The organism is Nitrosovibrio sp. Nv4 (assembly GCF_900215485.1).
GTDB lineage: Bacteria > Pseudomonadota > Gammaproteobacteria > Burkholderiales > Nitrosomonadaceae > Nitrosospira.
In genome coordinates, this window is sequence record NZ_OCMZ01000001.1 from 870,223 (window position 1) to 895,425 (window position 25,203).

At 52.6% G+C, this 25,203-nt stretch carries 21 protein-coding genes; 11 read left to right on the top strand and 10 right to left on the bottom strand.

Annotated features, from left to right (window positions below):
* Positions 1 to 36: 36 nt before the first annotated feature.
* The 3 genes from recQ to CRO05_RS03905 form a co-directional block, all read right to left on the bottom strand.
* Positions 37 to 1,872 carry a DNA helicase RecQ gene (recQ, locus tag CRO05_RS03895; RefSeq protein ID WP_097066652.1) on the bottom strand — a complete coding sequence of 612 codons (1,836 nt, stop codon included), beginning with the start codon at positions 1,870 to 1,872 and terminating at the stop codon, positions 37 to 39.
* Positions 1,873 to 1,918: 46 nt separating this feature from the next.
* Entirely contained in the window at positions 1,919 to 2,953 is a 1,035-nt protein-coding gene (pyrC, locus tag CRO05_RS03900; RefSeq protein ID WP_097066653.1) for a dihydroorotase, read from the bottom strand.
* Between the two features lie 203 nt (positions 2,954 to 3,156).
* The gene (locus tag CRO05_RS03905) at positions 3,157 to 4,335 is read right to left on the bottom strand and encodes an NAD(P)/FAD-dependent oxidoreductase (RefSeq protein ID WP_097065898.1); all 1,179 of its coding nucleotides are present in this window, start codon (positions 4,333 to 4,335) and stop codon (positions 3,157 to 3,159) included.
* A 334-nt stretch (positions 4,336 to 4,669) separates the two neighbouring features.
* Between CRO05_RS03905 and CRO05_RS03910 the strand changes: the two genes are divergently transcribed.
* From CRO05_RS03910 to rng, 9 genes are all read left to right on the top strand, one after another.
* The gene (locus tag CRO05_RS03910) at positions 4,670 to 5,323 is read left to right on the top strand and encodes a hypothetical protein (RefSeq protein ID WP_097065899.1); all 654 of its coding nucleotides are present in this window, start codon (positions 4,670 to 4,672) and stop codon (positions 5,321 to 5,323) included.
* 559 nt (positions 5,324 to 5,882) lie between these two features.
* Complete coding sequence (folD, locus tag CRO05_RS03920; protein ID WP_097065901.1) at positions 5,883 to 6,740, top strand: bifunctional methylenetetrahydrofolate dehydrogenase/methenyltetrahydrofolate cyclohydrolase FolD; 858 nt, start codon at positions 5,883 to 5,885, stop codon at positions 6,738 to 6,740.
* A 64-nt stretch (positions 6,741 to 6,804) separates the two neighbouring features.
* Positions 6,805 to 9,474, top strand: coding sequence for a pyruvate dehydrogenase (acetyl-transferring), homodimeric type (gene aceE / locus CRO05_RS03925; protein ID WP_097065902.1), 2,670 nt, complete (start codon positions 6,805 to 6,807; stop codon positions 9,472 to 9,474).
* Between the two features lie 256 nt (positions 9,475 to 9,730).
* On the top strand, positions 9,731 to 11,098 hold the full coding sequence (aceF, locus tag CRO05_RS03930; protein WP_097065903.1) for a dihydrolipoyllysine-residue acetyltransferase: 1,368 nt from the start codon (positions 9,731 to 9,733) through the stop codon (positions 11,096 to 11,098).
* Between the two features lie 73 nt (positions 11,099 to 11,171).
* The gene (gene nadD, locus CRO05_RS03935) at positions 11,172 to 11,846 is read left to right on the top strand and encodes a nicotinate-nucleotide adenylyltransferase (RefSeq protein ID WP_097065904.1); all 675 of its coding nucleotides are present in this window, start codon (positions 11,172 to 11,174) and stop codon (positions 11,844 to 11,846) included.
* The gene (gene rsfS / locus CRO05_RS03940) at positions 11,843 to 12,310 is read left to right on the top strand and encodes a ribosome silencing factor (protein WP_097065905.1); all 468 of its coding nucleotides are present in this window, start codon (positions 11,843 to 11,845) and stop codon (positions 12,308 to 12,310) included. The genes nadD and rsfS overlap by 4 nt, the downstream gene beginning before the upstream one ends.
* Positions 12,311 to 12,497: 187 nt before the next feature.
* Positions 12,498 to 12,968 (top strand): 23S rRNA (pseudouridine(1915)-N(3))-methyltransferase RlmH, encoded by a 471-nt coding sequence (rlmH, locus tag CRO05_RS03945; RefSeq protein ID WP_097065906.1) that lies wholly within the window; start codon positions 12,498 to 12,500, stop codon positions 12,966 to 12,968.
* Positions 12,969 to 13,073: 105 nt separating this feature from the next.
* A complete protein-coding gene (locus CRO05_RS03950) occupies positions 13,074 to 13,730 on the top strand; it encodes a nucleoside triphosphate pyrophosphatase (protein ID WP_097065907.1) in 657 nt (218 codons plus the stop codon).
* Positions 13,727 to 15,178, top strand: coding sequence for a ribonuclease G (rng, locus tag CRO05_RS03955; protein WP_097065908.1), 1,452 nt, complete (start codon positions 13,727 to 13,729; stop codon positions 15,176 to 15,178). The genes CRO05_RS03950 and rng overlap by 4 nt, the downstream gene beginning before the upstream one ends.
* Before the next feature lie 56 nt (positions 15,179 to 15,234).
* Here rng and CRO05_RS03960 read toward each other — a convergent pair whose 3' ends face one another.
* The 3 genes from CRO05_RS03960 to CRO05_RS03975 form a co-directional block, all read right to left on the bottom strand.
* The gene (locus tag CRO05_RS03960) at positions 15,235 to 16,461 is read right to left on the bottom strand and encodes an ammonium transporter (RefSeq protein WP_097065909.1); all 1,227 of its coding nucleotides are present in this window, start codon (positions 16,459 to 16,461) and stop codon (positions 15,235 to 15,237) included.
* Positions 16,462 to 16,818: 357 nt separating this feature from the next.
* Entirely contained in the window at positions 16,819 to 17,625 is an 807-nt protein-coding gene (locus tag CRO05_RS03970; protein WP_097065911.1) for a PEP-CTERM/exosortase system-associated acyltransferase, read from the bottom strand.
* Positions 17,626 to 18,405: 780 nt separating this feature from the next.
* The gene (locus CRO05_RS03975; RefSeq protein ID WP_097065912.1) at positions 18,406 to 19,179 is read right to left on the bottom strand and encodes an outer membrane lipoprotein-sorting protein; all 774 of its coding nucleotides are present in this window, start codon (positions 19,177 to 19,179) and stop codon (positions 18,406 to 18,408) included.
* Between the two features lie 56 nt (positions 19,180 to 19,235).
* Between CRO05_RS03975 and CRO05_RS03980 the strand changes: the two genes are divergently transcribed.
* Positions 19,236 to 19,910: an ABC transporter ATP-binding protein gene (locus tag CRO05_RS03980; RefSeq protein WP_097065913.1), complete on the top strand. Its 675-nt coding sequence runs from the start codon at positions 19,236 to 19,238 to the stop codon at positions 19,908 to 19,910.
* A gap of 346 nt (positions 19,911 to 20,256) precedes the next feature.
* On the top strand, positions 20,257 to 21,660 hold the full coding sequence (locus CRO05_RS03985) for a DUF1302 family protein (protein WP_235001278.1): 1,404 nt from the start codon (positions 20,257 to 20,259) through the stop codon (positions 21,658 to 21,660).
* Between the two features lie 102 nt (positions 21,661 to 21,762).
* Here CRO05_RS03985 and CRO05_RS15450 read toward each other — a convergent pair whose 3' ends face one another.
* The 4 genes from CRO05_RS15450 to CRO05_RS04005 form a co-directional block, all read right to left on the bottom strand.
* The gene (locus CRO05_RS15450) at positions 21,763 to 21,936 is read right to left on the bottom strand and encodes a hypothetical protein (RefSeq protein WP_159462694.1); all 174 of its coding nucleotides are present in this window, start codon (positions 21,934 to 21,936) and stop codon (positions 21,763 to 21,765) included.
* 175 nt (positions 21,937 to 22,111) lie between these two features.
* Positions 22,112 to 22,753 (bottom strand): hypothetical protein, encoded by a 642-nt coding sequence (locus CRO05_RS03995; RefSeq protein WP_097065915.1) that lies wholly within the window; start codon positions 22,751 to 22,753, stop codon positions 22,112 to 22,114.
* Complete coding sequence (locus CRO05_RS04000) at positions 22,750 to 23,574, bottom strand: hypothetical protein (protein WP_097065916.1); 825 nt, start codon at positions 23,572 to 23,574, stop codon at positions 22,750 to 22,752. Before CRO05_RS04000 ends, CRO05_RS03995 begins: the two co-directional genes overlap by 4 nt.
* Before the next feature lie 305 nt (positions 23,575 to 23,879).
* Positions 23,880 to 25,157 (bottom strand): phage major capsid protein, encoded by a 1,278-nt coding sequence (locus tag CRO05_RS04005; protein WP_159462695.1) that lies wholly within the window; start codon positions 25,155 to 25,157, stop codon positions 23,880 to 23,882.
* Between the last annotated feature and the right edge of the window lie 46 nt (positions 25,158 to 25,203).

Below are 25,203 nucleotides of genomic sequence, written 5' to 3' on the forward strand. Positions count from 1 at the left end.
CGCTTAGTTATCGGGATAAAGTGCGATAAAAATTCGTCATTCCGGGCCTGACCCGGAATCCAGTCCGAACCGAATAATCTCAAGCAGTTCGACACCATAACTCTCCAGTTTACGGGTACCAATACCGGGTATTTGGCTCAGCCCATCTTCTGTTTGCGGGCGCAAGCGCACTAATTCCATCAGCGTTGCATCGTGAAATACAACATAAGCGGGAACGCCATGCCGCTTTGCCACCTCAGTGCGCCATGCGCGTAGACGCGTCCACAGTGCCTGAGCCACCGGTTCAAGCGTGGCAAACTTTTCTTCGCGCACAGACCGGTTCTTGGCCGCAGCTTTCTTACGCTCACGCTGCAGGCGCAGCAATATTGTTTGACTTCCACTCAGCACCGCTCGGCTGGCTGCGGTGAGACACAGCGAACCGTGGCCCTCGGCATCCGCAGTGAGCAAGCCGAGTGCGGCCAGTTGGCGGAATATCGCGCGCCACGTCTTTTCGTCCAGGTCCCTGCCGATACCGAACGTGCTGACCTTGTCGTGACCCCATTGCCTTACCCGCCCGGTATCATTGCCGCGCAGCACATCAATAAGGTGGCCGGCGCCAAAGCGCTGGCCGGTACGGAACGCACAAGATAGCGCCTTTTGTGCCGCTACCGTGCCATCCCACACTTGTGGCGGATTGAGACAGACATCGCAATTGCCGCAAGCAGTGCTCGCTGCAGTCTCGCCGAAATAATCAAGCAGGCGTACGCGACGGCAAGTGGTGGACTCGCACAGCGCCAGCAGTGCTTCAAGCTTGGTTGATGCTATGCGTTTAAACTGCGCTTCCGCCTCGGAACTCTCGATCATGCGCCGCTGCTGCACGACGTCGCCCAAACCGTAAGCCATCCATGCGCTGGCCGCTTGACCATCGCGCCCAGCGCGGCCGGTTTCCTGGTAGTAGCCTTCCACGCTTTTGGGGAGATCCAGATGAGCGACGAAGCGCACGTCCGGCTTGTCTATGCCCATGCCGAATGCAATCGTAGCGACCATCACGATGCCATCTTCTCGCAGAAATTGTTCTTGATTGCGGCTGCGCTCTGACGCGCTCATGCCGGCATGATATGCAAGTGCGCGTATGCCTTTCTCGGCCAGCCATACCGCCGTTTCCTCGACTTTCCTGCGCGACAGGCAGTAGACAATGCCCGCGTCGCCGTCGTGTTCAGCACGGATAAAATCAAGCAATTGCACCTTGCCGTTCACTTTGTCCACGATCTGGTAGTGAATATTGGGGCGGTCGAAGCTGGAAATGAAAATGCGGGCGCCCTCGAGCCCGAGCCGCTCAACGATTTCCTTGCGTGTCACGTTATCCGCTGTTGCCGTCAGCGCGATTTGCGGCACGTTTGGAAAACGCTCATGCAGAATCGAAAGCTGGATGTACTCCGGGCGGAAGTCATGCCCCCACTGCGACACGCAGTGCGCCTCATCAATGGCAAACAGCGAAAGTGGCGTCCGTGCGAGCAGATCGAGGAAGCGTGGCGTCAACAACCGCTCGGGTGTTACATATATCAGATCGTGCGCCCCGGTTAGCATGCCGCGCTCGATTGCCGCGGCTTCCGCCTGCGCCAGGGAAGAATTGAGAAATGCCGCGCGCACCCCAACTTCATGCAGCGCGGCTACCTGATTCTGCATTAGCGCAATCAGCGGTGACACCACGATTGCAACGCCTTCGCGCAATAAAGCGGGAATCTGGTAGCACAACGACTTACCGCCGCCGGTGGGCATCAGTACCAGACAGTCTCCCCCTCCGGCAACGTGCGGGATCACCTCGGCTTGGCGCCCGCGAAAAGCGGGATAGCCGAAAATGTCTTTAAGAATACCGAGAGCACGGGGTAGCATTTCCAGGGAAGCTTCGGAAAGCTTGCGTTCTTGCAGCGTTTGCACGTTAGCCAATCAATTTCCAGAGCACGCTTCCTCCCGCGCGCAGCGGGATCAATATTTCCCCTCCAAATTCCAGCTGCGCGGGGACGTTCCAGCTTTCCTTCTTCAGTCTAATACTGTCCCGGTTGCGTGGCAGTCGGTAGAAATCCGCACCATGAAAGCTGGCGAAGGCTTCCAGCTTATCCAGCGCGCCCGCCTGTTCGAAGACTTCCGCATAAAGCTCGATCGCGGCATGAGCAGCGTAGATACCCGCGCAGCCGCAAGCAGTTTCTTTGGTGGATCTGGAATGGGGCGCGCTATCGGTGCCCAGAAAAAATTTCGGGTTGCCGCTGGTGGCGGCTTCGATCAGTTTCTGGCGATGCGTTTCGCGCTTCAGCACTGGAAGGCAGTAATGGTGTGGCCGGATTCCGCCCTGGAACAGAGCGTTGCGGTTCAGCAGCATATGATGAGCGGTAATGGTGGCGGCGACGTGACTCGACGCGCTTGTGACGAATTCTACCGCCTCGCGGGTAGTGATATGCTCGAACACCAGGCGCAAGCGTGGAAACCGCTGCGTAATGGGTATCAGCACCCGGTCCAGAAAAACCTGTTCCTTATCGAACACGTCTACGTCGGGGTCGGTAACCTCGCCATGCACCAGCAGCGGCATACCGATATCTTCCATTTTTTCAAGCGTTCCGTAACATCTGGTGATATTGGTAACGCCCGCAGCGGAGTTTGTCGTCGCGCCCGCAGGATAATATTTCACCCCATATATGGCGCCGCTTCCCTGCGCCTCGACAACTTCCGAGGTTGTGGTGTTGTCGGTAAGGTAGAGCGTCATCAGCGGCTGAAAGTGCATACCCTGCGGCAGCCCGGCAAGAATGCGCTCGCGATACGCCAGCGCCATTTCCGTTGTTATTACCGGCGGCTTGAGGTTGGGCATGATAATTGCCCGAGCAAAGCGCCGTGCGGTATCAGGCAGGACCGCGCGCATTTGATCGCCATCGCGAAGATGAAGATGCCAGTCGTCCGGACGCGTGAGGGTGAGTGTGCTCAAGATAACGTCTGCCAATATTTCCCTTATCTACTGGTAAAAAAATGAATTTCGTTCCAGGCCGAACCGGAATCCGGATCAATAAAACTTCCCGCCATAATTGAACGGAATACCTGAGTTCGAGCTCGCCCTTCTTTTGTACTGCAAGAAAACCGCGACGAAATCGCATCCAGTTTAATCAGCCTGCCCGGTCTGGCCTGTTCCGCTTAGTCCGTTATGCGACCGAGCAGCGTTTCACTGGTGTGCGTAGCCTTTTCCGCAATTAACTGGGTGGCGGCAGCAACTTGTCCCCAGGTGTTCCAAAGCAGGACGCCACGTACGCGTCCTTCGCGCAGATAATAAATGACCCCTTTACGGAAAGGTTCCACCCAGTCTTCGATGATATCAAGACTGGAATCCAGTTCTCCTACTGCTTCATAGCCCAAATCAAACAGGTCGGAATAAAAGAATGGCTGGTGATGATATGGCTCCGATTGTCCGGCCATGTTCCTGCCCGCTGCTTCTCCCATGACATTTGCGTTATCTTCATGTTCCACACGCATCCGTTTTTCCAATGCGGGGCTGTAGAAATTCGCAACATCGCCCGCCGCGTAAATGTCGGGATTGCTCGTCCGCAGCAATTCGTCCACTACAATGCCATTGTCAATCTTGAGCCCGGCCTGTGCGGCCAATTCCGTGTTGGGAAGAATGCCCAGTCCGGCCACAACCCCATCGGCGGAAACTTCCGCACCGCTCCCCGTGGTCACGACTGCTCTGGCTCCTTCGGTCCGCACGGATTTGACTGTTTCAGACGCCAGCACGGTGACACCCTTTTCCCGGTAATATGAACTCAGGAACTCAACAAGAGGGGGCGGGTAAACACGCGAGCTGATTCCATTCTCAGGAAAGATCATCGTGACCCGCTTGTTGTTCATTGCAAGTGCAGCGGCAATTTCGGAACCGATGAAGCCCCCGCCGATAACGACAAAATCCGAACCCTGTTCAGCCAATTTCCGCAACTTGCGGTAGTCGTCCGCGGTTCTGTAATAGATTATGTTTCCGCCGAAATCAGGAAAACGCCGTACCAGACCTCCCGTGGCAAGCAAAAGCTTTTCGTAGGTGTAGATGTTCCCGGCGTCATCTGTAGCAGTTTTCTTCGATGGGTCAATGGCTACCACTTTTTTGCCGAGATGGACGGCGACATTCAGGCCGTGCTCGTTGCGCCAAATGGATTCGTATGGCGTGTCCTTCCATAGTGATTTTGTAAGGGGAGGCCGATCATAAGGCCGGTGCTGCTCCTCGCCTATCATGGCAATGGCGCCGTCCGGGTCGACCTTGCGGATACCATGAATAGCAGAATCGGCGGTCATTCCGCCGCCGACGATAAGGTATTTGTGATGTTTCATAGTGGTTTCCTATGTAGACGCGCGTTAAAAGTGACCGATTTATAATATTCTGAAACTTCTCCGGTATTAGTTTGGCAAAGGTTGCGACCTATTGTGGAACTCTGTAAAGATAGCTCCATCAAATAATTCGAGCGCCCACTAAACCATGCTCCCTTTCCGAAAAGGAGCATGGTTTCGACCTTATAGACCTAATATGGATGAATTGTTAATCTCACAAGCGAGACCACGCGTTGACCCGGCCGATTCATCCTTATTCAATAAGGCTTATGCCAGTATATAATGGGTTCTTCTACAAATTCAAAGTTAAGGCTGGGCATGGCCCGTAATTTCTACGATGACTGACACGAACACTGAGCCGGCAACGTCTGCAATTGACAGTTGCGTGCAGCATGCGCGCGAGGTGCTGGCGTCGCAACTCTTGCAAATCAAGGACAAAGGGTACGATTTTGCGCCGCAATTCAGGCAGCTGACAATCCAGCTTTATCTGGTGGGTGTGATGTGGCGCAAGGGCGAGAGTCTCGGCTTGTCCAATGCTCGCGATCATGCTTTTGCCGCGCTTCAGTCAATGCTCATCAGCGATGGCATGAAAAAAAAGCAGGCTCAACAGCGAATAGAATTTCTGGGAAACATGTCACGAGTCGAAGGCGGCGCCGACACGCTTGCCGTGGCCATGGGTTATGAGGCTGCCGTAGACGACGACAGCCTGACCAGGCTCTTTGATGAGTATCGGGACGAAACACGTGTTTCCGGCGCATTGTGGCGGCTTTTCGAGCGGGGCAAGATGATTATGGCCATAGGTGGCGCGGTAGCCGCTTTTTTGACAATTTGGCTCACTACAATATTCATCCCGAAAAGCGAGGGGATCGATATATTGGCGGCAGGGTTGATGGCCGCTGCTTTGGTTGTTATTCCTACTTTTTTGATAGGATTATTGATTTATCGACTGAAGGTCAAGAAGCCAAACCAGCCAACTCCTCCACCATCGTGATTCGGAGAACGCTCTGGATAAGGGAATTCCGCTGGTCTCCATGGTCGGCGCTCGGATTAGGCCCTGATTGCGCTTGAAGCCGCAAGCTCGGTAATATGTCTCCACAGCGCGTGAAAGCTGTGGATGGACAAACTGTACTTGTCCATCTACTCACCTATATTGTCGATTCGAGCAGATAATCCTAAATCCAGCAGTTGACCGCTTATTTTTCAGTTTGGCGTATGATTCACAAAGCTTTGCCGCATCACTTGACCTTCACCTTTTTGGTGAGCTTGCTACGAGCCGGATTGAACGGTTTTTACGGCACATGGCTGCGTTGCAACTCCTTGGAATGGGGCGTCCCGGAGCGTGGCACGCGGGCCCCCGCAAAGCGGGGATCGGGCAGCGTAGGGGATGCCGCGAGCGCGTTTTTCGGCGCCCGCATCCCGCTCCGGGGTCGCACCTTCCTGCGGAAGGCACTGCTCCGCCCTGCGCGGTCGCACCATTCCGCGTCGTTGCGCCTTGCCCTGCACCCCAAAAACCGCACACTCCGCCCCGTCCAACTGCCGGATTTAGGATAATGACTGCAAAAATCCTGGATGGGAATGCGTTGGCTCGAGAAGTTCGAGCCGAGTGGAAGGTTCGCGCCGTGCGTTTGACGGAAAAAGGAATGCAGCCCGGATTGGCGGTAGTCATTGTCGGGGACAATCCGGCTTCAAGCATATATGTGCGAAATAAAGCCAAGGCTTGCAGCGATACTGGCATTTATTCGGAAATACATGAATTTCCGGAAAGCGCAGGCCAGGACGAAGTGATACGGCGCATTCAGGAACTGAACAGAAATCCCGCGATTCATGGAATTCTGGTGCAATTACCGTTACCACGGCACTTTGACAGCGACAAGGTAATTGCATCGATCGCGGTGGAGAAAGACGTGGACGGTTTCCACCTTTATAATGTCGGTGCGCTTGTCACCGGCAATACTGTTTTTCCGCCCTGCACACCCCATGGCGTGATGAAAATGCTGGAAAAATATAACCTTCTTATAGAAGGACAGCATGCTGTGGTGGTGGGCCGCAGCAATATCGTGGGAAAGCCGATGGCATTGATGCTATTGCAAAAGGGCGCAACCGTCACAATTTGCACATCGAAGACCCGTGAACTGGCCGAGCACACGAGTCGTGCCGATATCCTGGTGGTCGCTACCGGAAAACCGCGTATGATTACCGCCAATATGGTGAAGCCTGGTGCGGTGGTGATAGACGTAGGCATCAATCGCATGCCGGACGGTAAGCTCACGGGTGACGTGGATTTCGACTCGGTTGAGAAAACAGCCGGTTACATCACACCTGTGCCCGGCGGAGTAGGTCCAATGACGATCACCATGCTGCTATGTAATACCATTGAGGCCGCGGAGCGCGCTCAAGCCCGGGTTTAACCGCAGCATGACCCAGTCGCATTGCCGAGCCGCATCGGTAAACCCAACAATCTCGAGATGAAATATGGAACCCATACCCGACATAGACCCATCTGAAACACAGGAATGGCTGGAGGCGCTGGATTCCGTGCTGACGCACGAGGGAACGGAGCGGGCGCATTACCTGCTGGAGCGCCTGGTGGAAAAAGCCCGCCGTTCAGGCGCATACCTTCCTTACAGCGCGACCACCGCGTATATCAACACCATTCCACCAGGGAAGGAAGATCGTTCACCTGGCAATCATGCGCTGGAACACCGTATCCGTTCGTATGTACGCTGGAATTCCATGGCAATGGTGCTGCGCGCCAACAAGAATTCCAATGTCGGCGGCCACATTGCCAGCTTTGCATCGGCCGCGACCCTTTACGACGTTGGCTACAACCATTTCTGGCACGCCAGGTCGGAAAATCATGGTGGAGATCTGGTATATGCACAGGGACACTCGTCCCCTGGCCTGTATGCCTATGCCTTTCTGCTGGGAGAGCTGACGGAGGAACAGCTCAATAACTTCCGTCGCGAAGTTGGGGGAAAGGGACTATCCTCGTATCCGCATCCCTGGCTGATGCCGGATTTCTGGCAATTCCCCACCGTATCGATGGGTCTGGGTCCATTAATGGCGATTTACCAGGCTCGCTTCATGAAATATCTGGACAGCCGCGAGTTGGTCAAGACGCAGGGACGCAAAGTCTGGGCCTTCATGGGCGATGGCGAAATGGACGAACCCGAATCGCTTGGCGCCATCTCGCTGGCCTCGCGCGAGAATCTGGACAACCTGATTTTCGTCATTAATTGCAACCTTCAGCGTCTCGACGGGCCGGTACGTGGAAATGGCAAGATCATCCAGGAACTCGAAGCCGCATTTCGCGGCGCTGGCTGGAATGTAATCAAGGTGATCTGGGGCTCATACTGGGATCCATTGTTTGCCAAGGATACCAAAGGTCTGCTGCAGCAACGCATGATGGAGTGCGTCGATGGTGAGTATCAGACGTTCAAGTCGAGAGATGGGGCGTATGTTCGCGAACACTTCTTCGGCAAATATCCCGAATTGCTGGAAATGGTTGCCAGCATGTCCGACGATGATATCTGGCGTTTGAATCGCGGTGGCCACGATCCGCACAAAGTCTATGCAGCTTACGCGGCCGCTGTGCGGCATACGGGCCAACCTACCGTGATCCTCGCCAAGACCATCAAAGGCTATGGGATGGGCGAAGCGGGCGAAGCGCAGAATATCACTCATCAGCAGAAAAAAATGGGCACCACGTCGCTGAGAGCATTTCGTGACCGCTTTGCGCTGCCGATCGCGGACGAAACAATGGACGATATCCCGTATCTGACATTTGATAATGATTCGCCCGAATCCATTTATATGCATCAGCGGCGGCAGGCGCTGGGGGGCTTTATCCACCATCGTGAGCGCAAAGCGGAAGCGCTGCAGATACCGCCGCTATCCGCATTTGATACGTTGCTCAAGGCTAGCGGCGAGGGGCGAGAATCTTCCACCACCATGGCTTTCGTACGCATACTCAATGTTCTCGTAAAAGACAAGAACATCGGCAAGCGGGTGGTGCCCATCGTCGCGGATGAGTCGCGTACTTTCGGCATGGAAGGCATGTTCCGGCAATTGGGTATCTGGTCATCGACGGGCCAGCTCTACACGCCCCAGGATGCCGATCAGTTGATGTATTACAAGGAAGACAAAAACGGTCAGATCCTGCAAGAGGGTATCAACGAGGCGGGAGCCATGTCGTCGTGGATGGCGGCATCTACCGCCTATAGTACTCATGGCGTGCAAATGATCCCGTTTTACATTTTCTACTCGATGTTCGGCTTTCAGCGCGTTGGCGATCTGGCATGGGCTGCGGGGGATATGCGCTGCCGCGGGTTTTTGCTGGGAGGCACCGCCGGACGTACCACTCTGAACGGCGAGGGACTGCAACATGAGGATGGCCATAGTCACCTGGCCGCATCGACTATTCCTAATTGCATATCCTACGATCCCACATTCGCCTACGAACTCGCTGTTATTATTCGCGAGGGCCTGCGCCGTATGTATGAGGTACAGGAGGATGTTTATTACTATATCACCGTAATGAACGAAAATTATTCGCATCCGGAAATGCCGGAAAATGCGGAGCAAGGAATATTGAAGGGTATGTACCTGTTCCGTGAAGGCAACCCGGCAGGAGAAAAGAGTTCGGGGCTGCGGGTACAATTGCTCGGTTCCGGTACTATTCTGCGCGAAGTTATCGCAGCGGCCGACATACTGGAAAAGGAATACGGTATTGCTGCGGACATCTGGAGCGTCACCAGCTTTAACGAGTTGAGGCGCGAGGCCCTGGATGCAGGGCGATGGAACATGTTGCATCCCGCCGAACCGGCGAGATTGTCTTATGTGGGTACGTGTCTCAAAGATCGGGCAGGGCCTGTGGTAGCCGCCACCGACTACATGAAAATTTTTGCCGATCAGATACGCGAATTTGTCCCGGGACAGTACAAAGTACTGGGTACAGATGGCTTTGGACGATCCGACACTCGCGAACGACTGCGCCAGTTCTTTGAAGTTGACCGCTACTACATTACCGTAGCGGCACTTAAAGCGCTGGCCGAAGAAGGCGAGATCACGGCAGAAAAGGTGTTGGAAGCGATAGGCAAGTTCGGCATTGATCCGGACAAGCCTAATCCCGTGACCGTGTAAGGAAGCGGAATATATGAGAGGTAGATGCATTCGAACTGACTCATGCATACCAGGCGCACAGGTCTGCGGCAGTCGGCGCGCTTTGCTGATCCGTTATTCCGGTTCCTGTAGTAGCAGGCAGAAGGCAGCACGGATGAAGCAGCCAGGATCGTGCAAATAGCGCGGGCGGTCAAGAGACAAAAACAAGGCCAAACCGATTACCCCGTTTTTATCGCAAATCGGGTTCACATGTAAAACACGAGTGAAGGAAGAGGGCGTGGCAGAGACTAAACAGGTATTGATTCCCGATATAGGCGACTTTAAAGACGTTCCCGTGATAGAAGTGCTGGTGAAACCCGGCGATTCGATCAAGGCGGAAGATCCGGTGATCGTGCTGGAATCGGATAAGGCAACAATAGAAGTCCCCTCTCCCTTTGCGGGCATAGTCAAGGATGTGTCCGTACGGGTGGGTGATAAGGTTTCCGAGGATTCGCCTATTTTATCGATGGAAGTTTCTGAAGCCGAGGAAGCGGCCCCTGCTACTCAGACAGTTCCAGCCCCTGCTCCACAGGTTGTATCCGAGTCTCAGCCCCCTGATCAGCGGCGTGCAGATGCTGAGGCCGATGCTGCGCGGCAGCCACAACCAGAGCCGCCTTCGGCTCCCCAACCCGTGCCGACATCGGCTCCGCAACCGTCCCAACGAGCTACGCCCCCTCCAATAGACGAAGCCGCCTTCGCAAAGGCCCATGCGGGTCCTTCAGTGAGGCGATTTGCACGCGAGTTGGGCGTGAATCTTGGCTTGGTGAAGGGTAGCGGCCCGAAGCAGCGCATCCTCAAGGAAGATGTACAGGCCTATGTAAAAGCTGAATTATCAAGACCGCGCGGCGGCACCGGCGCCGAACTCAATCTGCTGCCCTGGCCACAGGTTGATTTCGCGAAATTCGGGCCGGTGGAAGTGAAACCGCTTTCGCGTATCAAAAAAATATCCGGAGCGAATTTGCATCGGAACTGGGTAATGATCCCTCATGTTACGCAGTTCGATGAGGCCGATATTACGGAGCTGGAAGCTTTGCGCAAGGAATCCAATGAGGCGACAAAAGCAGAGGGCGTAAAAGTCACGATACTCGCTTTTCTGATGCGAGCCTCCATATCAGCGTTAAAAAAGTTTCCGGAATTCAACGCCTCGCTTGCCACCGACGGCGATGAGATGAATCTGGTCATCAAGAATTATTACCACCTCGGGTTTGCAGCGGATACACCAAACGGGCTGGTGGTACCTGTGATCCGTGACGTGGATCAAAAAGGCGTGATTGCCATCGGCAGGGAGATGGCCAATCTTGCAACGCTTGCTCGAGAGGGCAAGCTGAAACCCGGCGACATGCAGGGGGCAAGCTTTACTATATCCAGCCTGGGAGGCATTGGGGGCACAGCTTTCACGCCTATCATCAATGCCCCGGAAGTCGCCATTCTGGGCGTGTCCCGGACCAGCATGAAGCCGGTTTATCAAGATGGGCAGTTTGTTCCACGATTGATGCTGCCGTTATCCCTGTCCTATGACCACCGCGTAATCGACGGGGCAACAGCCGCGCGCTTCACTTCCCATCTGGTCGAGGTGCTGGCCGATCTGCGCCGGGTGCTGTTGTAAAAAAGTTGCCTGTTGCGAAGACATGAGGATAAAAATATTAAGTAATTTTTCCGTGCTCCCAGCCTGATCGGCAATGGATAGTTCCGAATTCTCCCTCGTCGGTATTTTGGGCGGTACCTTTGATCCCGTGCATTATGGCCATTTGCGGATAGCGGAGGAAATTGTAGAAATGGCCGGCTTGCGAGAAATGCGTTTTGTTCCCGCCGCACGTCCCCCTCTACGCAACGTTCCTGCTGCATCACTCCAGGACCGCGCAGAAATGGTTCGTCTGGCCATCCAGGGCAATTCCGGATTTGTACTGGATGAGCGTGAAATCCGCCGTGATGGCCTGAGTTATAGCCTGGATTCATTGCGCGAACTCAAGCAGGAACTTGGGGAGGACGTCACACTATGCTTTGTTACAGGAGCAGACGCTTTCATGAAACTCGCCGAGTGGCATCGTTGGCGCGAGATGTTCGGCCTATGCCATTTCATCATCGCGGCCCGGCCGGGCCATAGGCTGACAATGAACCATGATGCCGTGCCGCAGGAATTAAAGGAAGAGTGTGCCCAACGCTGGGTCTCGAGCGTGGGCAGTCTCAAACGCGCAACCAGCGGATTGATTTTTATTGCTCCGACAACTTTGCTGGATATTTCCGCAACGATCATTCGTGCGCGCGTCGCAGCCGGGAAAAGCGTCCGTTATCTGATTCCCGATGCCGCTCTCGATTATATCGTTACAAATCACTTATATTCGGAAGAAGGATGACGCTCGCCAAACTCGTAAAAACGATAGTTGCCGCATTGGAAGAAATCAAGGCACGTGATGTCGAAGTGCTGGATGTGCGGAAAATAACAACCTTATTTGACCGCATGATCATTGCCAGCGGGGAATCAAACCGTCAGACGCGGGCCATTGCGAACAATGTGGCCGAGAAGGTCAAAGCCGCCGGAGGCGCCGTTTATGGCATAGAAGGGGAGCAAACCGGCGAATGGATACTGGTAGACCTTGGTGATGTACTGGTACATGTCATGCAGACCGCGGTGCGGGCTCATTACAACCTGGAGGAACTGTGGGCGGAAGCTAAAAACATAAAAAGAACGACGCCCGTTGCAGTCACAGCCAAGGCTGACCCTCGGTCACCCACTGCCAAGCCTCGCAAAACCTCAGCTCGAGCTGCATCCACAATCAAAAAAAATAAGGTTTCAAAGTCTGATCCGGACAAGGCTTGAACAATGGCAGGAACATCCGAATAGGACTCCGGCGACTTCCGTCCCTTCGCATTGTGGCAAAATCGGACCAGCATCATGTTGCGCTTCCGGCATTTTCAGCCTGGCCGCAATTTTTATCCTTATGATGGGCCTTCATCCGATTTTGCCACAATGCGTTCCGTGAAGGGATTGTTCACAGGTTTTTGCCATGAAATTCCTTGTTTGTGCAGTTGGTCATAAAATGCCGGAATGGGTCACAACCGGTTTTCAAGAATATGCCAAACGTATGCCTCATGAGGCTGGCATTGAACTGCTTGAAATCAAACCTGAAAAACGTGGCGGTAGCAAAAAACCGGAGCAATTGCGAGCGGCCGAGGGCGATCGTATGCGGGCGTTATTGCCGTCAAAATGCCGTATCGTGGCAATGGATGAGCATGGCAGCCAATGGACTACCGCCAAGCTGGCTGACGCTATTGCGGGTTGGATGAAGGATGGCGGTGATACAGTTTTCCTCATCGGCGGCGCGGATGGGCTGGACGCCAGCATCAAGAATTCGGCGGATGAGGTTCTGGCGTTATCCACCTTCACGCTGCCGCATGGTTTAGCACGAATACTGCTGGCGGAACAATTGTATCGCGCCATGTCGCTCATCAAGGGGCATCCTTACCATCGCGCATAATTTACGAGGCCGCGTGAGTAGGGCCAGTGGGTATTGCCAACATACGAATGCGCCATCGTTCCATATGGATTGTGAGTGAACGCATTCATTACTGACACTTCGCATATGAATTCATCTGAAAATCGCATTTACCTTGCTTCCCGGAGTCCGCGGCGACGGGAGTTATTGAAGCAGATCGGGGTGAGCTTTGGAACCTTGTTGCTGCGCGAAGCTTTGCCCCGGGCCGCGGATATGGATGAAAGCGCTCTGCCAGATGAAGCTCCGGCAGACTACGTACAGCGCATCGCTCGGACAAAGGCTGAGGTTGGACGAGACCGGCTTGCAGAACGCAGGCTACCCGATCTTCCCGTACTGGCAGCCGACACGACAGTGGTGCTGGGGTCGCATATTTTCGGCAAACCTGAAAACCCTGCCCACGCGGAAGAGATGCTGCGAGCGCTTTCGGGGCAGACCCATCAGGTATTCACAGCAGTCGCTATGGCTACCAAAAATGGGATCGTGGCACGCATATCCAGATCGACAGTGCGCTTTCGCAATATCGGCGAACACGAAATTGACGCTTATCTCGCTTGTGACGAAGCACACGACAAAGCGGGGGGATATGCGATTCAAGGGATTGCAGCGGTTTTTATTGAGGAGATTTCCGGCAGCTATAGCGGGGTAGTGGGATTGCCATTATTTGAGACAGCGCAATTGCTTGAAGAGTCCGGTATAAAAATATTTCCCCACACCTGTAATAAATCCTGGCAAACGCCTTTATGAACAGTGAGATTCTCGTCAATGTCACTCCACAGGAAACCCGTGTTGCCTTCGTTGAACAAGGAGCGGTGCAAGAGCTTCATATAGAGCGTACCAGCAGCTGCGGAATTGTTGGCAATATATACAATGGCCGCGTTACCAGGGTACTGCCGGGAATGCAGTCGGCCTTCGTGGACATCGGCCTGGACCGTGCTGCCTTCCTGCACCTTGCGGACATCTGGAGATTGCGTCAGAGTGAAGATGCCGGCAAACCCATCGAGAGACTACTGCACGAAGGACAAAACATTCTCGTCCAGGTTATCAAGGATTCCATTGGCGCCAAGGGAGCCCGGCTATCTACCCAAGTGAGTATCGCAGGCCGAATGCTGGTTTATCTTCCCCAGGTGTCCCACATTGGCATCTCCCAGCGTATCGAGGATGAAACCGAGCGAAAGTCATTGCGGGAAAAACTGAAGCATCTGCTGCCGCCTGACGAAAAAGGCGGCTTCATTATCCGCACCATGGCGGAGGCCGCCAGCGAGCAGGATCTACAAACGGATATCGAATATCTGCACAAGCTGTGGCGCGATATCAGCGGGAAATCCTCAGCAGCTCAGCCGGGGCTGCTGTATCAGGACCTGACCCTCAGCTATCGCGTATTGCGCGATTTCATAAACGACGACACAGTGCGTATTCTGGTGGATTCTCGCGAAACTTTTCAGAAAATGGTGGGTTTTGCTCAAATCTACATGGCCAACATGGTGGGACGAATAGATCACTATGTCGGAGAGCGACCATTATTCGATTTGTATGGGGTGGAAAACGAAATAGAAAAATCGCTGGCAAGACGCGTAGATTTGAAATCCGGCGGGTATCTCATCATCGATCAGACCGAGGCGCTCACCACCATTGATGTCAATACGGGCGGATTCATCGGCATACGCAGCTTTGACGACACTATTTTCAAAACCAATCTCGAGGCGGCCCAAGTCATAGCACGCCAGTTGCGTCTGCGAAATCTGGGCGGCATTATCATTATCGATTTTATAGATATGGATAACATCGAACACAAAAATGCGGTTCTCGCAGAATTCAAGAAATCTCTGATGAGAGATCGGACTCATATGACTGTGAATGGTTTCACAGCGCTCGGACTGGTGGAAATGACCCGCAAGCGCACGCGTGAGAGCTTGGCTCACATCCTTTGCGAGACGTGTCCGACGTGCCAGGGTCGCAGCAAAGTGAGAACTGCCCAGACGATGTGTTACGAAATCCTGCGCGAACTATTGCGTGAATCGCGTCAATTTGCCGCACGCGAGTTTCGCATTCTCGCTTCGCAACAAGTAATTGATCTATTTCTCGATGAAGAGTCTCAAAGCCTTGCGCAACTCGCCGATTTCATCGCCAAACCCATCAGTTTGCAGGTGGAGGCGACCTATACCCAGGAACAATATGACGTTATTCTGATGTAGCGCGTGCAGATGTATTACTGGTTTGCAACTCGCCAGCTTTGCTTATCGCCTTTTTCTCAAGCTCGTGTCTCGACTTCGAGACCTGTTATGGCATCTATTTCCGGTGCTTCCGGCGCCTCGATATGAGTAAATTCCTCGCTGTCCTCATAAGCAAGGCGCGTCGTGCCAGTGGCTTTTATCAGCTTGCCCGCAACGAGTCCGGCTACGAAGGCAAACGTCACACTGAAGACAATGCCGATGAATTGAGCTACTGCTATCCCCGGCACTACCAGGATGGCAACGAGCGCTCCTAATAGTCCTGGCATTCCATGTAAATTGTGGACTCCGCAGGTATCAACGATTTTGAAGCGTGCCTCCAACGCCGGCTGAATAAATACAAACCCGATGACGCTGACAGTTCCGGCTAACAGACCAATTCCAAAAGCACCTGTCGGTGATACGATATTGCACGTCGAGCCGATGGCAACCCCTCCAGCCAGTGCCGCATTCGCCATGTCGACCATGGATGTTTTGCCTTTGTGAAAATAAGTGCTCAAAAAATAGGTGCTGATAGTGGCTCCGCACAGTGCGAGCACGGTATTGACCACCGTCTGCGGCATCTCTTCGAAAGGAACGATGGCGGTGGCGAAACTCGGCCAGAAAAGCCACAATACCATCGAGCCGAGCATTGCGAAACGATCAGAAGTGGCATCTGATTCAATCGGCTGATTTCGTTGCTGCGCTGTCGTCAGCGCCAGCGATAATCCCAGGCCGAAATAGGCGCCAAAGGCGTGAATGATGACCGAACCCGCAGTATCCTGATAGCCTTCCGTCAAGCCCATTCCGTTATCCAGCACCAGCCATTCGTTCATCAGATATGCGGGAACCAGGAAGAGCGCCAGCAACGCGTATTGAAAAACCCGCAGACGTCCCAGCACCGCGCCCATGGCAATCAACCCGGTAGCCACGGCGAATTCCGCGTAAAGCAATGCCTTGACCGTATTTGGCGCAATTTCGTGAGCGAAGATTCCGTTCGCACGCAGCAGCATGTAAAGAGGAAGACCAACGGCGACTACCAGATAGGTGCCGGTCGTGGCGCCAAATCCGTATCTTCTGACAAACACCATGAGAAAACCAAAACCTACCAGCAACATGGCCAGAATGTGGATCACGTAGTTATACTGAGCCACTTGCCTCGCCTCGCTCAGCTCGGGGGCACCGCTGCTCGCGCTCGCCCAAGTACTGAAAGACAGGAGAAACAAGTTGGTTACACCAAGCAGCATCGAGCAGAGACTTTTTTTCATTTGATTTGTCCCCCATCTTTTAGATTATTGGTTTACCCACGCAGAGTGTGAACCCCGATAGCCTTAAACACAATAGGGATATATCAAATAATTTGCTCTTTGAGAAACATGACTTACTGCGGAAAAAGAAGGAGGCGGGCGGCTTAATCCCACTGCAAAGACAGGGGAACCGTGCTATGAGCCTGGTTCGGTATGCATGAGTATGCCGACGCTATTCAGGCGACATCAGGGCTCGCACAGGAAGGACTGCCGCACGTTTTGGCTGTTTATGCCCGTGCTGCGGATGCTGCTTGGCAAATGCTCGAAGCGTTACCGACAGTCAGCGAAAAGCCACAGCGGAGCATTCAGCCTTTTGACCTACGACTGCAAGCCGGCAAGATATAAGCTCTTTTTTCGCTGATCACTTTGTTCTTCCAGAATACCCTGGCTCTGGAAGCCTCTCTTTATATCCGCCGCAATGGTTTGGTAAAGCGGCCGCAAATTGGTCCGCATATTATCGATAGTACTGCTGACGCTCATCACCGAGGGGATGCGTCTGCCATGGTGTTCAATTGGGCTCCCGATGTGTTGCAGACTGAAACCCAACTTACCGAAGTGATTTGCGAGCCGTTCCTCTGTCAGAACGAATACAGTCTCGATTCCGGCGAGTCGCGCCAGTTCGGTCGTGCCGAGATATAACCCGATAGGAATAAATGGAAAGCGTGCCTGTTTCGGTGTGCCAAAATCTTCGTTCGAGATGCCCACCGCGCTATTTGCTTCCCCTTTACGCCTGCGATAACCGGCTATCACAGCAAGACGGGACACTTCGGCGATACAATCGCGCGGCAGTGTCGCTGGATCGATAACCGTTCGATCAAGTGTAGAGGCGCACGTTGTTTCGAAAGGCAAAGGCTGGTCGGGGTTGTCCGGTGAAGGACGGATAATCCGCGTACAGCCGACAAACTCGCTCGTTTTTACGCTACGCATCAAAAGATGCAGGGAGTTGGCATCGTGCTCATCGGTTTCCTGCCCGTTCGCTCTCGCCGGCTCGAATTTCAGATCCTCGCAATAAACCTCGTGCCGGATGCGATAGACCTCGTTCTTCAGTGCATTCGAGAATGCAGGTACGATTTCAAAGTACTGCTTGAAGGCATTGCCCAGATTAAATGTTTCAGGTAAGAACATATTGATCTCCTGCGGCGTTTTTACCCATGGAGCAGTGGTTCCGGAAGGAGGGAATTTGGAATGAATTTTCCCTGGAGTGACTGTTACAGTAATTGACGGAGTGTTTTTTACTAGAAAATCTGTCGTCCGGTTCGCACTATTACCGATAACCAGCGCTTCATCTTGAGATTTGATCGCCAGTTTATCTCCAATTTATTCCTTTTAAGCTACCATAAATGAGGAGCCTGAACTGCCATTGTGTGATCCAGTTATACTGCGTCATTGTGACATTACATCGCTTGGGCGGAATCCACGTAAAAGCTCGAGCTAACTACCAATGAGCGTTCAGCTGCTTTTCCGACGGTAATTTCCATTGCCAGGCGCGAGCGGGGTAAAAATTGAAGAAATGCCTCTCCTAAAGCGGATTTCGATTACTTCGTATGTAATAGCGACTGGTTGATCTAAAAAGGAAATCGGGGTTTGTTAGAAATTGTTTGCATAGATGCTTGATTGTAGTAGGGTCCTCCCCATGCTGCAAGCATTGTCATTCCTGGAAGGATGGGTGGCTGGACATGCCCACAGCCACTCGTTGCATAACTCGGAACGCGGCTTGAAATAGTGGAGATTGATTCCGATGCCAGACTCAAGACTCCTGATCAGGGTTTAGATCTGCCCTCAAGTGCTGGGCAACTCTTTGCTTTTGCTATAGCTTGCTGTTTGATCTCAAGGAGTCGTGTCTTTCTAACGTACAACCGAACATGAGTGCGGTTCGTACACATCCTCTGGCAGCGCTTCAACTCCTCATTGCTCCAGTTTTTTCAAATAATCCTTGGTAAAGATCTTGTCGGGCAGATCGCGCAATTTCATTTCTGAATATTCGAGTACGGATTGCTCTGCTTTACGCAATGCGTCTTCCATGACAAGGCGAGTTGGCCGCCGCTTGTCTAGCAGCGTCTGGAAATTCTCATAGCGACAAGTTTTGAGTAACCGATCGGACAAGGAGTAGAACTCGGCGCGGTACGGCCAGAAATTCGATTGCTGTACCCAGTATAAGACTTTATGATATGTGACCCCCCGGTCGATGCCAGTGAGTTCCAGTACCCAGTACTTTTCGCCGTCGATGGTATCGGTGCGCAAAATTCTTGCATTATAATCGCCAGCAAAGTTTGCGCGGGCCAGATCACCATTTGCGACTTGACCGGTGAGTCGTTGGGACAATGACAGCCGCACGGGTTGCGAGATATCCGGCATGAATATCCACAGATCGCGCCCTCTCATAAGCAGCATCTGCCCGCGTTCGGAAGCGGGCTCGGTGATCATCACCACGCTATTTTCATTACCCTTTGAGAGCACACGGTATTTACGCGCATCCGCTGGCTGGTCAGGCGAGGTAGTCGTGATGCTGACATCGACCTGGAAGCTTTCGCTTGGGAAACGTATCTGGTCGGCCTTTACCAGGATGCTTCGAGCAAGTTCCGCGTCATCGGTTTCGGCGGAAGCAGCCGATACGGCCGAAACAGGGGCGACAAATATGAAAACCATTGTAAAGAAGTATTGCAGAAATGTGTTTCGCATTTTAGTTCCTGTGGTTATCGCTTATCCTTGGGGTCATAAATTTCAGGATGATACTCATGACCATAATTGTACAACTTGAGCACGTTTTCAAAGATTACACCCTGGGTGAACAGCAAGTCCAGGCACTCAAAGACGTTTCGCTGAACATCGAAGATGGCGCTTTCATGGCCATCGCGGGCCCATCGGGTAGTGGCAAGTCCACGCTGCTCAATCTGATCGGATGCATCGATACTCCATCGCTCGGGAAAATATTTATCAACGGCCAGGATGTCAGCGGCCGAACGCCAGATGAGCTGTCTGATCTCAGGGCCCGGACCATCGGTTTTATTTTCCAGACATTCAACTTATTTCCCGTCCTTTCGGCTGAGGAGAATGTCGAATATCCTCTGCTGCAATTCAAAGAACTGAGCGCCAGGGAGCGCCGCGACAGGGTTTCGAAATACCTTGATATCGTCGGCTTGTCCAAATTCTCCACCCACCGGCCAAATCAGCTTAGTGGCGGTCAGCGGCAGCGAGTGGCGATTGCGCGGGCGCTGGCGACGCAACCAAAGATCGTGTTGGCTGACGAGCCGACAGCCAATCTCGATCACAAGACCGGGGAAGGTATCCTTCAGTTGATGATGGATATCAACGGAAGTTTCAAGACAACCTTTATTTTTTCCACTCACGACCGTCGTGTCATGGAAATGGCAAACCGGTTGGTGCGTATCGAAGACGGACAGCTCGTGTGAGAGGATGTCGAGAGGAACACGGCAACTGGCACGGTGATTGAGCAGGACTCCAGAAGTCACAATCTTCTGGCACAGGATATCGATCAAAGCGAAACGAATGGAACACGGACGTAAACTTCAACATTTTGGCCTCGTTGCGGCATTGATCGTTATCGCTTCCCCATTACACAGCTTTGCCGAACCCCAAGTACCTCATTTCCTCCTTAGCGCGACACCGGCAACTAATCCCGCAACCGATAAGACTGATGGGGGGCCTTTGTCCTTGTCTTTATCTTTATCCATGTCCTCGCCTGCAACTAACCGGGCAGCCATACCTGCTGGTGTCACTATTCAAAATGATAGGCGTATGCATGACGAGGTTGAAGGTAAACCCTTGTCTTTACCTTTGTCCCTATCCCTATCTCTACCCTCAGCCCTTGCTGTCGAAAACAGCGAAAATAATGTAACTGCAAGCGAAAGGTTCGACAATGAAAGCGGTCCCACTTCGCGCGAATCGCTATTTGGGGATGATGAACCGCTCAAGGAGAAACCGCCGGAGCCGGCCTGGAAGAAATTGGTGACCGGCTGGACTGGTTTTTCCCAGCTGGAAATCGCTGATAACTATACCAGTCCAGAGCATTTCTCAAAAGCGAAACTCCGCACTGAATTGTCCCGCAGAGGACGATTCACTGAAAACATAAAATGGAAAATCAGCGGCCGGTTCGACTATGACGCCGCCTATGATCTATCCAGTTTCTACCCCTCGGCGGTGCGCCAGGATCAACGCTATGACTTCTTTCTTCGCGAAAATTATCTGGATATTTCTGCTGGAGACTTCGACTTCCGCCTTGGCCGGCAGCACGTGATATGGGGTGAGATGGTCGGCCTGTTCTTCGCCGACGTGGTATCCGCCAAGGATCAGCGCGAATTCATCCTGCCGTCATTCGACATAATGCGCATACCGCAGTGGGCAATGCGCGCCGAATATTCGAAGAATGACACCCATGTTGAAGTATTGTGGATTCCGGTGCCGACTATTGACGAGATTGGCAAGCCTGGCTCCGACTATTACCCCGGTCCGCTGCGAGGAACAGCCTCCTTCCTGGGTGAAGATCGCTCGGGGCGCAACGTAGGCAATTCAAATTATGGACTTCGCTTGTCGCAACTCGTGAATGGATGGGATATTTCAGGCTTCTACTACCACAGTCTTGATGCTGCCTCCACGTTTTATCGTGTTAGTGGTCCGGCCGAGCCACTGGTGTTTCAGCCGCGCCATGACGAGATCGATCAGGTTGGTGGAACAATTACGAAAGATTTTGGTTCGATTGTGCTTAAAGGAGAGCTGGTCTATACGGATGGGCGTAAATTCAATGTTGCGCGTCCTACCGCCCTGAATGGGCTTGTCGGACAAAATACACTTGATTACGCAATAGGCCTCGACTTCAACTTACCAGCCGATACACGGCTGAATCTGCAATTTTTCCAGCGTGTCTTTTTCGCGCATGACCGCGACAATTTCTCGGACAGTGTAGAGAATGGCGCAAGCATTCTGCTTGGCGGCAAGATCTGGCAAAAGCTCGAAGCGCAAGCGTTGCTGATTCATAGTCTGAATCGCAGTGACTGGATGTTCCGCCCCCGGTTGTCCTGGCAATTCGAGAAGAACTGGCGCTGGGCACTGGGGGGAGACGTTTTCGGAGGGGAGCCTACGGGTCTGTTTGGTCGTTTCGAGAATAATGACCGTGTTTATACCGAATTGCGCTATTCATTCTGATGCTAGGGATTCGTCGAGCGACCGAGAGGCATGTCCGGTGATACAAGCAGCCAGTTGTTGATTCGAAATGGGTTATGGGACAAGGCTCGGAATAATGAAATCCTAGCTAGCGCCAGAAATTCCCTGGGAATGACTCCACATTCGGGGAAAGTAGCCTGTTTCAGCCGTTTCCAGCAACTGATCCAGCACGTAGTCGGCGCTAGTAGCCGAGTCGAGCTCTGCGATATAGTCATGAATAGCTTCAAGATCGCGTTCCGTCCCTTCGGCGAGCAGCACCTTCTAGCGCATCAGCGCCCCGTTTGCTTGGCGCGCAACCGAGCAACCACGTCGAGCTGGAGACGAGGACAATCGAATACGCCTTGAATCCCGCACGTACAAACGGTCCTAGAACTCGGGCCGGAAATATGCCCCCACTTATGCCCCCAATCGATCAGTACTCTATCAGTTCTGACTAGTTACTAGGGTTTAACAAAGCTTGGGCGGTGTCTTCCGAGACGGGCTCAAGCTGATAAACGTACACTTGGTCGTTAGCCTTCTCATGCATGTGAATTAGCCACAGGCCCTCTTGTCCCAAGATTTGAATCTTATGGATTCTAAGCAAATTTACTATCTTTTCCATCCATCCACTGATCGATTTGTCGGCGTAGTGATATCCATTCCTTGAATCGTAAGGGTTACGAGCGTGTAGCATTCCTCCGCACTTTTCGTAAACGTGGAGGAAATCAGCTTTAGTAAGAAACCCATCTGTTAAGTCCTGACAATGCGTTATTTCGCCCTGACGCGTTTCGACAACGGGCTTAGGAAAAAAATGTGGGTTTACACGCTCCAAATCGGCTAGCAAAAATTTCGCGTTCCAATGCTTGGCGAAATGCTTATGAATACTTGCATAAGCCTCTTGATTTGCAATAAGCGAGCTGAACGCTATCAACTCCAAAATTTTCCGAATCTGGAGGCATATTGATTCCGTCGTTGTCGGATTATATGGAAGGGCCTGACCACCGCCTGAACGAAGGAACTTAATGGCCTCAGCCCGCCATTTGATCTCCCCCATTAAATTTGCATATCCTTCTGTAGGAGAAATAGTTTTTTTCATTTTGCACCCGGGAGTTTATTGTTCTTTTTCGCTTTCTCATGCACTCCCATTGCTTGTTGCCCATAAACAAGAATTCTTCCATCATCTGGCGCTTCTGGCCACCTTTCGTGGGGTACTACGTTCAGATGAACCGGCAACTCTATATCATCGTCGATCCCTAAGTGTCCCCACGTCGCCATATTCGGGAATTGAGGATATTGATATCCATGTGGTTTGTCCCATATAACAAAAAAAGCAACTGGAAAAAACTTCATTAACCATACGGACGCTGGATGGCCGAGACTCAAAATAGTCATCGCTGCGTCTCTGAATAACACTTGAGTTTGGTAAGGATATACCCAGTAGTAAACGTCCAGGTAATCAGGAAACGTCTCTGTTTGATCAATAAGATAGTTTCTGAGGTCCTCAGTATTAGGCCCTTTTTTGTACCTATTAACACCCATTGCGCACAAATGGCCCAGTACCGAACGGACAATTTTTTGAGGTTTACCTGTTATATGCAATATCTCGGGCAGCACTAGCGGGCTTTTTAAATAGGACGCGATTTTTTGGCAAAAATCGTTGAATGCGATATCATAATTCGCTCCTAGTAACGAATTGTTACACCTCTTGCATAACGTCCTGAATTTAACCCCATTCTGGGACACTCTGGCTTTCTCTCCAGTTTCTTCGGCGCTTAATAGACTCTTAATGTGGCGCATCTCAACTTGTGTTACCCGTACCGCACCTTTTGGTGGGGTATGGTCTTCAGTTAGCGGGCCTTCCTCTCCACAGATGTTGCACACGCCCACCTTTGGTCCAGCTGTAATAAACCGTCTCATACTGAGTTCTATTATCGATTCTCGAGCTATTACTTACGGCAACAATGAGGGCTTCTGAGATCCCATTTTAACACCTAGCTCTACCACAATAAGATGCGCCGCAAACATGACGCATAGGATTATCCTTTATGTGCAGACGTCTGCAATCTCACCAGACAAGCAAAAACCCCCAACCTTTCGAGCTGGGGGTTTCTTCTGGTACTGCCTGCCACGCAACTAAAGGAAAGACGCTGCTGCAGACTGTCGGGGTTTTCGCACTACCCGACTAATCGGGCGCATTACGGCTGCGCCTGCCTGCACTGCGTTTAAGGTCTAACGCCAGTCACTACCGCCAGGGCAGCAGGATAGGTCACTGCTACATCCACCCTGGTATGGCAAGCAAAGCCGATTTCTCCCGTTTCGGCGAATAGCTCCTTCAGGAGTTGCACCGATACGCCCTCGCGCATGAAATAGATCACGCTGGAAAAGTCTCCCATGTAGATCTCCGTGCAATCGGTTGATGCGCCGACGGTCAGATTATTCGGGATCTGACTGGTTGCAATAAATTGGGTATTGTCGAGGATCTTCGGCTGCTGCCGCGGCTGATTCGTGGTATCGAGCAAACCTGCCAGTCCCGTTAGCGATCGCGGGCTCATGATGGCTGCGGTAGGCATTGGCCCATCAGCTGCCAGGATAGACTGAATACCGCTGATAAAATTGCTGTATGCCGTGGTTGCCAAGGATGCGCCAGCTGCGCCATTTGTCACAGACTGAATGCCGGTGGTATTTAGAATACCACTGATCTCAGGCGCCGTTCCGCTGCCTCTCAACCCTGCCCGGTCGAGTTCCTTTGCGAATGCCTGAGCAATTGCAGTAAATAGCGCCTGGTCAATGTTGGCTGAGTCGGCCAGCAGCTCGCGACTGATCTTGAGAATAAAGCTTAACGAACGAGGAGTAATATCAACTGCTCTGAATACTGGATCACTCACAGCGAGTGCGCCCTGCTCAGCGCGCCAAGCTGCTGTCGGGATCGTCGAGATAGCCGCAATGCGGTAGTTCTTCGCGCCTTGCTCAAGCTTCGCCACACCTGCTCCGGCCGTTAGCAACGAGCTAACCGGCACCATTGCCTCTAGCATTTGCAGCTGCAGGTAACTGGGCAAGGTAAAACCGCCGGCAGTGTCAGTGCCAATAAGCAGGGCATTACGAACGGTTTCAGTAAGGCGCATACCTGCTACGCCGCGCATGAATTCACTCATGCTTGCCATTGGCAATCCGCTACCTAACCCGCCTGACGTGGACGGGAATGCCTCTTGAAGCTGATCACGAAAGCTTCCCTTTTTGGCGAAAGCTACGGGTATTTTTGCGCCGGTTTCGGCGTTGCGCCATTCAACTCCTCCAGCTTGCGAGAACCCTCCAAAGCTGGAATCCAGGGCTTTCTGCTCAGCGTCCAACCTGCGATCAATCGAGTCGATTTCCGCAAAGTTCATGTCGATTTCCTTTTGGATTTCGCTGGTAAATTTGATGCCTGGATTCTGATCAAACAGCCTGCGGGTCTCTTTCGCCAGGTGTTGGCGTTTCTCGCGTAAGTCCTTGATGACATTCATTTCGATACTCCTTCTGTTATGGAGTATCGATTTTCCCGCGCCTTGC

Excerpts from the sequence above, each read along its gene's own strand:
- recQ (WP_097066652.1), bottom strand. The coding sequence starts at position 1,872 with ATGCTACCCCGTGCTCTCGGTATTCTTAAAGACATTTTCGGCTATCCC.
- CRO05_RS03905 (WP_097065898.1), bottom strand. The coding sequence starts at position 4,335 with ATGAAACATCACAAATACCTTATCGTCGGCGGCGGAATGACCGCCGAT.
- CRO05_RS03910 (WP_097065899.1), top strand. The coding sequence starts at position 4,670 with ATGACTGACACGAACACTGAGCCGGCAACGTCTGCAATTGACAGTTGC.
- folD (WP_097065901.1), top strand. The coding sequence starts at position 5,883 with ATGACTGCAAAAATCCTGGATGGGAATGCGTTGGCTCGAGAAGTTCGA.
- aceE (WP_097065902.1), top strand. The coding sequence starts at position 6,805 with ATGGAACCCATACCCGACATAGACCCATCTGAAACACAGGAATGGCTG.
- nadD (WP_097065904.1), top strand. The coding sequence starts at position 11,172 with ATGGATAGTTCCGAATTCTCCCTCGTCGGTATTTTGGGCGGTACCTTT.
- rsfS (WP_097065905.1), top strand. The coding sequence starts at position 11,843 with ATGACGCTCGCCAAACTCGTAAAAACGATAGTTGCCGCATTGGAAGAA.
- rlmH (WP_097065906.1), top strand. The coding sequence starts at position 12,498 with ATGAAATTCCTTGTTTGTGCAGTTGGTCATAAAATGCCGGAATGGGTC.
- CRO05_RS03950 (WP_097065907.1), top strand. The coding sequence starts at position 13,074 with ATGAATTCATCTGAAAATCGCATTTACCTTGCTTCCCGGAGTCCGCGG.
- rng (WP_097065908.1), top strand. The coding sequence starts at position 13,727 with ATGAACAGTGAGATTCTCGTCAATGTCACTCCACAGGAAACCCGTGTT.
- CRO05_RS03960 (WP_097065909.1), bottom strand. The coding sequence starts at position 16,461 with ATGAAAAAAAGTCTCTGCTCGATGCTGCTTGGTGTAACCAACTTGTTT.
- CRO05_RS03970 (WP_097065911.1), bottom strand. The coding sequence starts at position 17,625 with ATGTTCTTACCTGAAACATTTAATCTGGGCAATGCCTTCAAGCAGTAC.
- CRO05_RS03975 (WP_097065912.1), bottom strand. The coding sequence starts at position 19,179 with ATGCGAAACACATTTCTGCAATACTTCTTTACAATGGTTTTCATATTT.
- CRO05_RS03980 (WP_097065913.1), top strand. The coding sequence starts at position 19,236 with ATGACCATAATTGTACAACTTGAGCACGTTTTCAAAGATTACACCCTG.
- CRO05_RS03985 (WP_235001278.1), top strand. The coding sequence starts at position 20,257 with ATGCATGACGAGGTTGAAGGTAAACCCTTGTCTTTACCTTTGTCCCTA.
- CRO05_RS03995 (WP_097065915.1), bottom strand. The coding sequence starts at position 22,753 with ATGAAAAAAACTATTTCTCCTACAGAAGGATATGCAAATTTAATGGGG.
- CRO05_RS04000 (WP_097065916.1), bottom strand. The coding sequence starts at position 23,574 with ATGAGACGGTTTATTACAGCTGGACCAAAGGTGGGCGTGTGCAACATC.
- CRO05_RS04005 (WP_159462695.1), bottom strand. The coding sequence starts at position 25,157 with ATGAATGTCATCAAGGACTTACGCGAGAAACGCCAACACCTGGCGAAA.